Source organism: Streptomyces sp. NPDC002144 (assembly GCF_053593695.1).
Genome location: NZ_JBSFDB010000006.1, coordinates 229,535 through 241,869 on the forward strand (window position 1 = coordinate 229,535; position 12,335 = coordinate 241,869).

Here is a 12,335-nt window from a genome sequence, read left to right on the forward strand (position 1 = left end):
GTTCCCATGCCGCAGGGGCAGATCGACGAGCCGGCCGGCGGCCCGGCCGACGGGCGCACGGACCGGCGGCCGGCGGGCGAGCTGGAGGCGAGTGTCCTGGCCGCCCTCTGGGCCGCCGACGGACCGCTCACACCCGGGGCCGTGCAGCTGGAGCTCGGCGGCGGCCTGGCCCGCACCACCGTCACCACCATCCTCACCCGGTTGCACGCCAAGGGCGCGGTCACCAGGGAGCGGGTCGGCCGCGGCTACACCTACGCGCCCGCCCAGGACTCCCCCGGACTGACCGCGCGCAGGATGCACGCCGAACTCGACAAGGACGAGGACCGCGGCACCGTACTCGCGCGTTTCGTCTCCGACCTGAGCCCGGAGGACGAGCGTGTGCTGCGCACCCTGCTGGAGACCACCGGCCAGGGGACGGCCGACGAGACGCCGTGAGCCGGTGCGGGTACCCGTGACGGTCAGGAACCGGCTGCGGGGTCGTGCCGCGTAGGCTGGCCGGTGACGGACCGGCGGCCCTGGAGGAATCGCGTGATCTTTGCCGTGTGGCTCCCGCTCCTGATGCCGCTGCTGGCGGTCCCGCTGGCCCGGCGCGGCGCGGAGCAGCTGCCGCCCCGGACGGCGGCCTGGGCGCTGACCGCTCTGGCGCTGGTCCTCGCCCTGTCGAGCACGGCCGCTCTCGTCCTGCTGGCCCTGAACGGCGCCCTGCGCCTCCCCTTCGTCGCGGCACTCGGCCATCTCTCCCCGCATCTGCTGGGCGACGGCTCCCCGGCCACCCTGCCCGCCGCGGTCCTGGCCGCGTGCGCGCTGACGGCACTCGGCGCCTCGCTGCTGCGCCGGGCCGTCCGGCACACGCGTGAACTGCGCGCCGCTCACCGGCAGTTCGGGAGCGAGGCGAGCGCGGGCGACCTCTCGGTGCGAGAGGACGAGCGGCCCGACGCGTACGCGCTGCCCGGCCGCCCCGGCCGCATCGTGGTGACCACGGGCATGCTGCGCGCCCTCAGCGCGCGCGAGCGCGAGGTGCTCTTCGCCCACGAGCGCGCGCATCTGTCCGGCCGCCACCATCTCTTCCTCGTGGCCGCCGAGTCCGCCGTGGCGCTGCACCCGGCACTGCGCGGTCTGCGCGCCCCGCTCTCGTACGCCCTGGAGCGCTGGGCCGACGAGTCCGCCGCACGGGTGACGGGCGACCGCGCCCTCACCGCCCGCGCCGTCGGCCGCGCCGCGCTCGCCGCCCGCGCCGCGAGCCCCCGGCCGCGGCTGTCCCTCACGGCCACCGCGGGGCCGGTGCCGCGCCGGGTCAGCGCGCTGCTGAGCGCGCCGAAGCCCGCCGCCCGCGCACTCCCCCGCACCCTGGCCGGACTCCTCCTCGTCTGTGTCGCCCTGTCGGCGACGGCGGCCCTGGAGGCGGCCACGGACCTGCACGACGGCATCGAGGTCGCCCAGGGGGAGAGCACCCCCGTCGGACACGGCGACTGACCGGAGCGGCCGGCTGCCGTAGGCCGTGGTCACCCTTCTCACACACAGCTCCCTCACAGCACACGCTTATGGCATGCTCAGGCCAACAAGTGCACGCAGCCCCGACCGCCTCCGGCGCACCCAGGCCGGCGGGCGCTCGCCGAGCAGACCGGGATCCCGGTCGCCGCAAAGGAGTTCCGCGTGAGATCGACCCCCCACAGATCCGTCGCCGCGCGCCTGCTGGCCTTCGCCGCGCTGGCCGTCGTATCGCTCCCCGCCCTTCCCGCGGCCGCCGCACCCTCAGCGGCGGCGGCCTGCACCCCGGCCCAGGTGGTGGCCAACGGCGGCTTCGAGAGCGGCACTTCGTCATGGAGCCAGTCGTCGACGAGCGTCATCACCAGCCGGTCCGGGCAGAACGCGCACGGCGGAAGCTCGTTCGCCTGGCTGGACGGCGTCGGATCAACGCACACCGACACGCTCTCCCAGAGCGTCACCGTCCCGTCGGGGTGCGACAAGGCGACCCTGTCCTTCTGGCTGCACATCGACACCGCCGAGACGACCTCCTCCACCGCCTACGACAAACTGACGGCGAAGATCGGCTCCACCACGCTGGCGACGTACTCGAACCTCGACAGGAACACGGGCTACGTCCAGAAGTCCTTCGACGTGTCGGCCTTCGCCGGCCAGACCGTGAACGTCGCCTTCACCGGCACCGAGGACTCCAGCCTGCAGACCAGCTTCGTCCTGGACGACGTCGCCCTCGACACCTCCGCGGGCACCACCCCGCCGGCGGACTCGACACGGACGCCCGCCTCACCCTCGTACACCGTCAGTCTGAGCAGCAACAGCAGCGGCACCGTGTGGACCGGCCACGAGAGCGCGACCTTCACCAACGCCTCCTCGACCGCGCTCGGCGAGGTGTATCTGCGGCTGTGGGACAACTACCACGGCACCTGCTCGGCGATGCCCATCACGGTCACGAACCTCACCGGCGGTACGGCGGGCGCCCTGTCCGTCGGCTGCACGGCCCTGCAGATCTCCCTGCCGACGCCGCTCGCGCAGGGGCAGAGCGCCACGATCGGCTTCGACCTCGGCATCACCGTGCCGAGCGGCGCCGACCGGTTCGGGCACGACGGGGCGTTCAACAACATCGGCAACGCGCTGCCCGTGCTCGCGGTGAAGGACGGGGCGGGCTGGCACCTGGACCCGTACACCAACAACGGCGAGTCCTTCTACTCCCTGGCCGCCGACTTCAAGGTCACGCTGGACCACCCGAGCAGTCTGCTGGTCCCGGCGACCGGCACGTCCGTCGACACCCCCGGTTCCAGCGGGCGTACGGTCACCACCGCGACCGCGTCCAAGGTGCGCGACTTCGCCTGGGCGGCGGGGCCGTTCAGCAAGATCTCGGGTACGTCGGCTGCCGGCACGGCTATCAACGTCTACTCCGTCTCGGGCATCAGCTCCTCCGACGCGCAGTCGATGCTGAGCACCGCGAAGACCGCCGTCGACGCCCATGCCGCGCGCTTCGGCGCCTACCCGTACGGCGAGTTGGACGCGGTCATCGACAACAACTACTGGTTCGGCGGCATGGAGTACCCCGGCTTCGTCCTGGACCTCGTCAGCACCACCGCGCTCACCCATGAGATCGGCCACCAGTGGTGGTACGGCATCGTCGGCGACGACGAGTACAACAGCCCCTGGCTGGACGAGGCGTTCACCGACTACGCCACCGATCTGGCCCTCGGCAAGACCGGCAGCAACTGCTGGAGCAGCGTCTCCTGGGCCTCCTCCGCCGAGAAGATCACCAACTCCATGGCGTACTGGGACGCCCACTCCTCCCGCTACTCCACCGTCGTCTACGGCTACGGCAAGTGCGCTCTGCACGACCTGCGGCGCCTCATCGGCGACACGGCGATGACCAAACTGCTGAAGGACTACGCGAGTTCGCACTGGTACGGCGTCTCGACCACGGCCGAGTTCAAGGCGGCGGCGCAGGCCGCGACGAGCACGGACCTGACGTCGTTCTGGAGCACGCACCGCATCGACGGCTGAGCGGACGGGAGTTCAGCGGGTCTGCGCGGCGAACGCCTCGTGGGCCCGCTCGTCGAACAGGACGAACCTGACCTCCTCGACCGACGTGTCCGCGGCCCGCACCGTCTCCACGGCGATGCGGGCCCCGTCGTCGATCGGCCAGCCGTAGACACCGGTGGAGACGGCGGGGAAGGCGACCGTACGGGCGCCCAGTTCGTCGGCGACCCGGAGGGACTCCCGGTAGCAGGAGGCCAGCAGCTCGGAGCGGTCCTCGCCGGCCGCCCAGACCGGGCCGACGGTGTGGATCACCCACCGCGCGTCCAGCTTCCCGGCGGTGGTGGCGACCGCCTGTCCGGTGGGCAGGCCGTTGCCGTAGTGCGAGGCGCGCAGCCTTCGGCACTCCTCCAGGATCTCGGGGCCACCCCGGCGGTGGATGGCACCGTCGACACCCCCACCACCGAGCAGCGAGGAGTTCGCCGCGTTGACGATGGCGTCGACGGACTCCCGGGTGATGTCGCCCCGGACGAGAGTGATGCTGGTCATGGTGCCTCTATACCAGCAACGCCGGGACGGGGCGCGTGGGCTTTCCGGGCTGGGGGAGGGAGCGTGCCGGGAGGAAGGGGGCCCTCGCGCGGCTCGACCGCGGACAGCACCGGCTGCCACGAGTCACCGGTCGTGCACCGCTTCGGCGGCGACGCAAGGGGGCGGGCACGCCGACCCGCACTGGGCCGCGGGCCTGCGGAGAGCATGCGCGTGGCCGGTGTCAGGTGGCGGACCGGGCTGTCGCGGCTACCGCTGCTCACGCAGCCTGCGCCACACCGCCTTCGCCGCGTTGTGTCCCGACATGCCGTGGACGCCCGGGCCCGGTGGGGTGGCGGAAGAGCAGATGAAGATCGCCGGGTGGGGGGTGGTGTACGGGGAGAGGGAGAGCTTGGGGCGCAGCAGGACCTGGAGGCCGGTCACCGCGCCGGAGCCGATGTCGCCGCCGACGTAGTTGGCGTTGCGGGCGGCGAGTTCGGGTGGGCCGGCGGTCGCGCGGGCGAGGACCCGGTCGCGGAACCCGGGCGCGAAACGCTCCAGTTGGCGTTCCATGACGTCCGTGAGGTCTCCCGTCCAGCCGCTCGGCACATGGGCGTAGGCCCAGAAGACCTGCTTGCCCTCGGGGGCGCGCGTCGGGTCGACGACGCTCGGCTGCACCGTGATCATGAACGGCCTGTCGGGCGCCCGGCCCTCCCGGGAGGCCGCGCGCAGGGCCCTGCCGATCTCCGCGCTGTCGGCGCCGATCTGCACGGTGGTGGCGGCGCGGGCCTCCTCCGCGGTCCACGGCACCGGTCCGTCGAGCGCGTAGTCGACCTTGAAGACGCCCGGGCCGTACTTGTAGTCCGCGTAGTAGCGGCCGAAACCGGCGATGCGGGCCAGCGCGGTGGGCGAGGTGTCGAAGACGTACGCGCGCGCGGGCGGCAGGTCGTCGAGGCGCTTGACCTCGTAGTCGGTGTGCACCAGGCCGCCCAGGTCCTTGAGGTACGCGGTGAGCGCGTCCGCGATGGACTGGGAGCCGCCCCGGGCCACCGGCCATCCGCGCGCGTGCGCGGCGAGGGCGAAGACCAGGCCGATGGCGCTCGTCGCGAAGCCGCTGAGCGGGGCCATCACATGGGCGACCAGGCCGGCGAAGAGGGTCCTGGCCCGGTCGTCGTGGAAGCGGCGCGCCAGCCAGGTCGACGGGGGCAGGCCCACGAGGCCGAAGCGGGCGAGGGTGACCGGGTCGCGGGGCAGCGCGGTCAGCGGCAGGGACATGAAGTCGCGGACCAGGGTGTCCCACCGGGGCAGGAACGGCGCGACCAGCCTGCGGTAGGCCCCCGCGTCCCGCGGGCCGAAGGAGGCGGCCGTCTCGGCGACCGAGCGGGCCAGCACGGCGGCGGTGCCGTCGGTGAAGGGGTGCGCCATGGCCAGGTCGGCGTGCAGCCACTCAAGGCCGTACCGCTCCAGGGGCAGGGCGCGGAAGGCCGGGGAGTTGATGCCGAGCGGGTGGGCCGCGGAGCAGGGGTCGTGCAGGAAGCCCGGCAGGGTGAGCTCTTCGGTGCGGGAGCCGCCGCCGACGGTGTCGCGGGCCTCGAAGACGGCCACGGAGAAGCCGCGGCGGGCCAGCTCCACGGCGGCCGTCAGTCCGTTCGGCCCCGCACCCACCACGCAAGCATCGAGCATCGACGGCACCTTCGGACCCCTTCGTCAAGCGATGGCCTGGGGGTCAGGATATGCCGGGGGTCCGACACCCGGGGGTGCGGGCGGGGGATGCCGGTGCCCGCTGCCGCCGAGGTCGGTCATGCGGGTCCTTGCCGCAGAAGTCCCACCACCTTGCGAGCCGTCGCCTCGTCCCGGGCGGTGGTGAAGGGGAGGGTGTTGCCGCCGGTGATCCGGAACGGCTCCCCGGCGAGTGTCAGGTGGGCGCCGCCCGCCTCCTCGGCGAGGAGGATGCCCGCCGCGTGGTCCCAGGCGGCCTCCCAGGAGAAGGCCGTCGCGTCGAGCTCTCCGCGGGCGACGGCGAGGTACTCGAGGCCCGCCGAGCCGCAGGCGCGGGGGGCGACGCCGTCGGCCCACAGGCCGAGCAGGGCGTGCTTCTGTTCGTCGGTCGTGTAGTCCGGGTGGGAGGTGGCCACTTCGAGGTCCCGGCCGGGGGCGGGCGAGCCGGCGTGCAGGCGCTCGCCGTCGAGGAAGGCGCCCCGGCCCCTGACGGCGACGGCGAGCCGGCCGCGGGCCGGCGCGTACGTCCAGGAGGCGAGGACCACTCCGCGGCGCGCGAGCGCGACCAGCGTGCAGAACCCGGTCTCGCCGCGCACGAACTGGCGCGTGCCGTCGACCGGGTCGACGATCCACACCGGGGCGTCGCCCTGTATCGCCTCGTAGGTCGCCGGGTTGGCGTGCACCGCCTCCTCGCCGACCACGACGGAGCCGGGCAGCAGGGCGCCCAGGGTTTCGGTGAGGTACCGCTCGGCGAGGCGGTCGGCGTCGGTGACCAGGTCGTGCGGTCCTGCCTTCTGGTCGATCTCGTGGGCGGCCAGGCGGCGGAAGCGGGGCATGATCTCGGCCGCGGCGGCCGTGCGGACCGCCTCCTCCACGTCGGCCGAGCGTCGGGCGAGAAACTCGTCGATGGTTTCCGTGTCTACGATCATGCCTCCATGAGAGCATGCGTCACTGACAACGCCCGCCCGCCGGGTGGATACCCGGTGGAATCGGGATGAACTCGGGGTGCGCGAGTCACGGGCTCCAAGCGGACATGGTGAAGTCCGCAGCGGTTCGGTAGTGCCCCCGAAGGGGCGCGGGGACCGCGCGACCGGCCACGACGGCGCCGCGGACGACCGACGGCACAGCGCGGCACTTCCAGCGGAGCGCTCAGCGGCCGGCCGCGTACCCCTGCATCCCGCGCGGGTTGGCGGCCGCCGACAGCACGCCCGTCTCCGGGTCCCGGGCCACCGCGCACAGGCGGCCCTCCGACCAGGGGTCGCCGACGGTCACCCGGTGACCGCGCCGCCGTAGCTCCTCGACGACGTCCGCACCGACGCGGGACTCGACCGTGACGCTGCCCGGCCGCATGCCGCGCGGGTGGAAGGAGCCGGGGAAGCTGTCGTTGTGCCAGTTCGGGGCGTCGATCGCGCCCTGGAGGTCGAGGCCGCCGCGGACGGGCGGGAGCAGGGCGAGGGCCAGGAAGAAGTGCAGCTGCCACTGGTCCTGCTGGTCGCCGCCGGGCGTGCCGAAGGCCAGCACCGGGACACCGTCGCGCAGGGCGAGGGAGGGCGTGAGGGTGGTGCGCGGACGGCGGCCCGGGGTGAGGGAGTTGGGCAGACCGTCCTCCAGCCAGGTCATCTGGAGCCGGGTGCCGAGCGGGAAGCCCAGTTCGGGCACGACCGGGTTGGACTGGAGCCAGCCGCCGCTCGGGGTGGCGGCGATCATGTTGCCCCAGCGGTCGACGACGTCGATGTGGCAGGTGTCGCCGCGGGCGGCGCCGTCGGCGGCGGTCTCCGGCTCGCCCGGCACCGGGGACGTCGGCGGTTTGGCGACGGTCGGCTCGCCGGCACCCATGGGGCTGAAGCCGGGCTCGTCGGCGACGACCGTGTGCGCGTGCGCGCTGAGCCGCGGGGTGCGGCCTCCGGGGCTGCCGGGGCGCAGTTCGCAGGAGGCCCTGTCGCCGACGAGGGCGCGCCGGGCGGCGTTGTAGCCCTCCGACAGGAGGTCTTCCAGCGGCACCTCGGCGGCGTCCCCGTACCAGGCCTCACGGTCGGCCATGGCGAGCTTGCAGCCCTCGACCAGCAGGTGGACGTAGTCGGCGGAGCCGTACGCGGGCAGTTCGGGCGGCAGCAGCGCCAACTGCTGGAGCAGTGCCGGACCTTGGCTCCAGGGGCCGGCCTTGCACACGGTCCAGCCGTTCCAGTCGTACGCCACCGGGGCCTCGTAGGTCGCCGACCAGCCGGCGAGGTCGGTGGCCGTGAGGGTGCCGGTGTGGCGCTCGCCGCTGGTGTCGAGGGTGGGGCGCCCGGACTGCCGTATCAGCGCCTCGGCGATGAAGCCGGAGCGCCACACCTCGCGCGCCGCCTCGATCTGCGCGACCCGGTCCCCGGCACCGGCGGTCTCGGCGATCAGACGCCTCCAGGTGGCGGCGAGGGCGGGGTTGCGCAGCAGCCGACCGGGGCGGGGGGCCTTTCCGCCGGGCAGATAGAGATCCGCCGACGAGGTCCATTCCGTCTCGAACAGCTTCCGTACCGTCTCGACGGTCGCACCGACGTTCTCCACGGGCGCGTGCCCGTGCTCGGCGTACCCGACGGCGTACTCGAGGACGTCCGCGAGGGGCTTGGTGCCGTGGTCGCGGAGCAGCAGCATCCAGGCGTCGAAGGCGCCGGGCACGGCGGCGGCGAGCGGACCGGTGCCGGGCACGAGGTCCAGACCGAGCCCCCGGTAGTGCGCGACACTCGCCCCGGCCGGGGCGACGCCCTGTCCGCACACCACCCGTACCTCGCCGCCGGCCGGCGCGAGCAGGATCGGGACCTCGCCCGCGGGGCCGTTGAGGTGCGGCTCGACGACGTGCAGCACGAACGCGCCCGCGACGGCGGCGTCGTAGGCGTTGCCGCCGTCCTCCAGGACGGCCATCGCCGACTGCGAGGCCAGCCAGTGGGTGGAGGACACCATTCCGAAGGTGCCCTGAAGGGTCGGCCGGGTGCGGAACCGCATGTCTCACCTCGCTGCTCGCGCACCCCGGTCGGTCCGGGGCGCGATCACACCTGTGGGACTGCCTCTACCCCTCCGATGCGCCTACGAAGATTTTGCGATCCCCCGGGCACTTCATGAGCCGCCCTCCACCCACGCGTTCTACGCGCGTGGTGTCATGCTCACGCCTGCCACCCCCCACGTGGGCATCAACTCGACCAGGAGTCAGACATGTTGTGGAAGGTCCTCGGGCGTGCGGGTGTGGCCCTGGCGGCCGGCGCCGCCGTGATCGCCACCGCCGTCCCCGCGAACGCCGCGAGCTACTCCGCCTTCGCCTTCTCGCTCACCAGCAGTGAGCCGACGATCTACGACTTCATCGACTCGGCCACCACGTCCCTCGACATGACGATGTACGAGCTCGAGGACACCACGGCGGTCAACGACCTCATAGCGCTCAAGAACAAGGGCGTCACGGTGCGGGTGATCCTGGACCGCCAGCACAAGACCGCGAACAACTCCGCGTACACGGCGCTGACCAACGCGGGCGTTGGGGTGGTGTGGTCGCCGTCGAGCTTCGTCTACACCCACCAGAAGACGATCACGGTGGACGGCACCAAGTCGCTGGTCCTGACCGGCAACCTGACCTCCCAGTACTACGCGACCGGCCGTGACTACGGCGTCTTCACCGACGACACGCGGGACGTCGCCGCGATCGAGAAGGTCTTCACCGCGGACTACGCCGGAACCTCGATCACCCCGACCGACGGCGACCACCTGCTCTGGTCGCCGACCGACTCGCGCAGCCGGCTGCTGTCGGTGATCAACGCGGCGACGAAGACGCTCGACGTCGAGGAACTCGAGTTCAGCGACAGCACGGTGGTCGACGCCATCGCCGCGCGGGCGAAGGCGGGCGTGAAGGTGCGGGTCGTCCTGGAGACGCCGGGCGACTACGCGAGCGAGGTCTCCGAGATCAAGGCGGCCGGCGGCACCGTCGTCGGCTACTCCGACCCCAACGGCTTCTACATCCACGCCAAGGCCATGGTCGCCGACTACGGGCTGTCCACCCAGGAGGTGGAGGCGGGCTCCATGAACATCAGCAGCAACTCCCTTTCCAACAACCGTGAGTTGGGCATCATCCTCACCGGCACCGGGGTGGCGCAGTCCGTGGCCACGACCGTCGAGACGACGTTCAACAGCGACTACACGGGCGGCACGGCGGCCTGACCCCGCACGGACACCTGCTCATGGCCGGCGGCGCCCGACCGTGAGCAGGTGACCGCTCGCGCCCAGCAGGGCCGGCTCCGACTCGATGCGCCGCGTCGCCGCGAGGACCACCTCGCGGCGCTCCGGGTCGTCCAGCCAGTCCTCGATCCCGCCCATGAGCCAGGCGACGCCCTCCAGCCCGTACTGGCCCTCCGGGGCGAGGCCGGCGTCGCTGAACTCGCCGGGCACCTCGGCTGGTTGGGCGAAGTAGGCCACGGTGAACAGACCGCCGTCGGAGCGGTGCCGGCCGTCGGTGCTCGCCGCGTCGGTGCGGGCCCGCTGGACGGGCTCGAAGTAGCGCTCCTCCCGGAGCAGGTCGTGCAGTCCCGCGTACCGGTTGATGGTGGCCGCGACGACCGGTCCGCCCGGCCTGACCACTCGCCGTGCCTCGGCCAACGCCTCTACCCTGTCGGCGCGTTCGGTCAGGTGGTAGAGCGGGCCGAGCAGCAGCACCGCGTCGTACGTGGCGTCCTCGTCCGGCAGCGACCGCGCGTCCCCGGACCGGGCCGTGACCCCGGGCAGCCGGGAGGCCTGCTCCACGTGCAGCGGTACGGGATCGACGAGTTCGACATCGTAGCCGTCCCGAACGAGCCACTCCGCGTGCACCCCGCTGCCCCCGCCGACGTCCAGCACGCGCGCGGGTGCCGGGGGCAGGATCCGCCGCAGGACGTCCTGCGTACGCCAGAACTCCAGCCGGCCGGACGGCGCACCGCCGTCCCTGAGGCGGCCGTCCTCCTTGCCGCGGGTGTAGTAGGCGAGGATGTCCTCGTGCAGGGCCGGGGCGTGGGGGCGTGTCGTCTCGGTCATCGCCCCAGCCTGCTGATCGGCTCGCGGCTGCCGCAACGGGTTATCCGCCGCGCGCCACCACCAGCCCCGACTCGTGGGCGAGCACGACGAGTTGGGCCCGGTCCCGGGCGCCGAGCCTGGTCATCGCCCGGCTGATGTGGGTCTTGGCCGTGAGCGGGCTGATGACCATGTGGGCTGCCAGCCGTGTCCCCGGTGCCGCCCTGCGGCCGTATCCCTTCCCGGAGGAGCACGCCCCCGCCTGCCTCGGCACGGCGCTCGCCTTCCACTTCATCAACCAGGTCGTCTCCGCGCTGCTGGTCGAGCAGCTGCTGCCCGGGCGGTGTCCAGTGCTTCCGGGCCGTCCGCGGCGTCGCGGGACGCGCGCCCGCCCGCACCGTGCACCGCACCCCCGAGGCCGGCACGTCCCTGCCCCTGCTCGACGAGCCCGGTCCCGGCCCGCACTGGGCGGCGGGCACACCGGTCGGCCCCGCCTACGCCGCCCTGCGCACGGCCGCCCGGTCGAGCGCGGGCCTGCTCGACGCCGACGACCGGGCCCTCCTCCACACCACCCTGTGGGAGTGGAACGGCGCCCACCCCTCGGCGGTCCTGCGCGGCTTCCCGAGCCGGCACGAGCGTCCGGGGGCCCGGCTCGCGCCGCCGGCCGCGCTCGCGCCGTACCGGATCACCGACGAGGACGTGGCGGCCTGGCGCCGTCCGGAGCACACCGACCACTGCCTGGTGCACCTCGTCGCGTACGGCGCCTTCACGGCCGTGGAGCGCATCGAGAGCGCACTCGCCGAAACCGGCAGCACGCGCCGAGGGTGATCGCACAGGTACGGTACGAGTTCGCACTTCCGTCTCACAGGGACTCATGTGAGACTGGCGCCCCGTCCGCAGTGCGGACCCCACCGCCACCGCCTCCCCCACAGAGAAGTGTGTCCGTGCGTGAACTTCCCCTGCCGCTCGCTCTGACCGCGCGCCTGTCCCCCGTCGTCGTGCTCGCCGCGGCGGGCTGGGCGCTGACGTCGAGCCCCGCGACACCGGCCGACCAGCACGACGCGGGACGGAAGACCAGTACGCAGTCGCCCACCGCGCCGTCGTCGACGGCCGAGGCCGCGGCGTACGCGGCCGCACCGGCCCCGTGCGGCAGCATCTCCGTCACGACGATCAAGTCCCTGGTACCGGGCGCCAAGACGGCCGGCAAGGAGATCCAGTCGACGGACGCCAAGCTGCGCCGCACCTGCTCCTGGAACGCGCTCAAGGGGTACGACTACCGCTGGCTCGACGTCTCCTTCGAGGTCATGAACTCGGACGCGGGGGCGCAGAAGGAGTACCAGCAACGGCTGACGGAGAAGAGCGGCGGAGGCGCCGTCCCCGGACTCGGCGACTCGGCCTACTCCGTGGTGAACCTCACCACCCAGGACAAGCAGCAGACGCGCGAGGGTGTCGTCATCGCGCGCGTGTCCAATGTGCTGGTCGTCACCACCTACAACGGCAGTGACTTCGAGACCAAGAAGGCGCCCAGCACGGACGTGATCAACAAGGGTGCCATCAAGGCGGCGCGGGACGCGGTGACGGCGCTGAAGGGCAGCCGGTAGACCGGCTGCCCT

General features: G+C 73.0%; 10 protein-coding genes and 2 pseudogenes. 6 read left to right on the forward strand and 6 right to left on the reverse strand.

The annotated features are described in order from the left end of the window. The first annotated feature begins 6 nt into the window (after positions 1-6). From ACWCQ1_RS11755 to ACWCQ1_RS11765, 3 genes are all read left to right on the forward strand, one after another. Positions 7-435 (forward strand): BlaI/MecI/CopY family transcriptional regulator, encoded by a 429-nt coding sequence (locus ACWCQ1_RS11755; RefSeq protein ID WP_358596460.1) that lies wholly within the window; start codon positions 7-9, stop codon positions 433-435. Positions 436-528: 93 nt separating this feature from the next. Then, a complete protein-coding gene (locus ACWCQ1_RS11760) occupies positions 529-1,473 on the forward strand; it encodes a M56 family metallopeptidase (protein WP_451026359.1) in 945 nt (314 codons plus the stop codon). A gap of 180 nt (positions 1,474-1,653) precedes the next feature. After that, entirely contained in the window at positions 1,654-3,504 is a 1,851-nt protein-coding gene (locus tag ACWCQ1_RS11765; protein ID WP_358596466.1) for a M1 family aminopeptidase, read from the forward strand. A gap of 12 nt (positions 3,505-3,516) precedes the next feature. Here ACWCQ1_RS11765 and ACWCQ1_RS11770 read toward each other — a convergent pair whose 3' ends face one another. From ACWCQ1_RS11770 to ACWCQ1_RS11785, 4 genes are all read right to left on the reverse strand, one after another. Further along, complete coding sequence (locus ACWCQ1_RS11770) at positions 3,517-4,026, reverse strand: O-acetyl-ADP-ribose deacetylase (protein WP_451026360.1); 510 nt, start codon at positions 4,024-4,026, stop codon at positions 3,517-3,519. A gap of 246 nt (positions 4,027-4,272) precedes the next feature. Beyond that, positions 4,273-5,685 (reverse strand): phytoene desaturase family protein, encoded by a 1,413-nt coding sequence (locus ACWCQ1_RS11775; protein ID WP_451026361.1) that lies wholly within the window; start codon positions 5,683-5,685, stop codon positions 4,273-4,275. Positions 5,686-5,801: 116 nt separating this feature from the next. Then, positions 5,802-6,650 carry an inositol monophosphatase family protein gene (locus tag ACWCQ1_RS11780; RefSeq protein WP_133041800.1) on the reverse strand — a complete coding sequence of 283 codons (849 nt, stop codon included), beginning with the start codon at positions 6,648-6,650 and terminating at the stop codon, positions 5,802-5,804. 220 nt (positions 6,651-6,870) lie between these two features. After that, positions 6,871-8,700, reverse strand: a complete 1,830-nt coding sequence (locus ACWCQ1_RS11785; protein ID WP_451026362.1) for a gamma-glutamyltransferase family protein — start codon at positions 8,698-8,700, stop codon at positions 6,871-6,873. A 207-nt stretch (positions 8,701-8,907) separates the two neighbouring features. Between ACWCQ1_RS11785 and ACWCQ1_RS11790 the strand changes: the two genes are divergently transcribed. Further along, positions 8,908-9,900, forward strand: a complete 993-nt coding sequence (locus ACWCQ1_RS11790; RefSeq protein ID WP_451026363.1) for a phospholipase D-like domain-containing protein — start codon at positions 8,908-8,910, stop codon at positions 9,898-9,900. Between the two features lie 18 nt (positions 9,901-9,918). Here the strand turns inward: ACWCQ1_RS11790 and ACWCQ1_RS11795 are convergent, their stop codons facing one another. Both ACWCQ1_RS11795 and ACWCQ1_RS11800 read right to left on the reverse strand, forming a co-directional pair. Continuing rightward, positions 9,919-10,746 (reverse strand): class I SAM-dependent methyltransferase, encoded by an 828-nt coding sequence (locus ACWCQ1_RS11795; protein WP_451026364.1) that lies wholly within the window; start codon positions 10,744-10,746, stop codon positions 9,919-9,921. Between the two features lie 40 nt (positions 10,747-10,786). Continuing rightward, positions 10,787-10,927, reverse strand: a pseudogene (locus ACWCQ1_RS11800) (LuxR C-terminal-related transcriptional regulator); the annotation flags it as partial. On the opposite strand from ACWCQ1_RS11800, the pseudogene ACWCQ1_RS11805 reads away from it, so the two are divergent. Both ACWCQ1_RS11805 and ACWCQ1_RS11810 read left to right on the forward strand, forming a co-directional pair. Further along, a pseudogene (locus ACWCQ1_RS11805) lies at positions 10,926-11,550 on the forward strand (carboxymuconolactone decarboxylase family protein); the annotation flags it as partial. The pseudogenes ACWCQ1_RS11800 and ACWCQ1_RS11805 overlap by 2 nt on opposite strands. Before the next feature lie 116 nt (positions 11,551-11,666). Further along, on the forward strand, positions 11,667-12,323 hold the full coding sequence (locus ACWCQ1_RS11810; protein WP_451026365.1) for a hypothetical protein: 657 nt from the start codon (positions 11,667-11,669) through the stop codon (positions 12,321-12,323). The last annotated feature ends 12 nt before the right edge of the window (positions 12,324-12,335 follow it).

Excerpts from the sequence above, each read along its gene's own strand:
- ACWCQ1_RS11755 (WP_358596460.1), top strand. The coding sequence starts at position 7 with ATGCCGCAGGGGCAGATCGACGAGCCGGCCGGCGGCCCGGCCGACGGG.
- ACWCQ1_RS11770 (WP_451026360.1), bottom strand. The coding sequence starts at position 4,026 with ATGACCAGCATCACTCTCGTCCGGGGCGACATCACCCGGGAGTCCGTC.
- ACWCQ1_RS11775 (WP_451026361.1), bottom strand. The coding sequence starts at position 5,685 with ATGCTCGATGCTTGCGTGGTGGGTGCGGGGCCGAACGGACTGACGGCC.
- ACWCQ1_RS11780 (WP_133041800.1), bottom strand. The coding sequence starts at position 6,650 with ATGATCGTAGACACGGAAACCATCGACGAGTTTCTCGCCCGACGCTCG.
- ACWCQ1_RS11785 (WP_451026362.1), bottom strand. The coding sequence starts at position 8,700 with ATGCGGTTCCGCACCCGGCCGACCCTTCAGGGCACCTTCGGAATGGTG.
- ACWCQ1_RS11790 (WP_451026363.1), top strand. The coding sequence starts at position 8,908 with ATGTTGTGGAAGGTCCTCGGGCGTGCGGGTGTGGCCCTGGCGGCCGGC.
- ACWCQ1_RS11795 (WP_451026364.1), bottom strand. The coding sequence starts at position 10,746 with ATGACCGAGACGACACGCCCCCACGCCCCGGCCCTGCACGAGGACATC.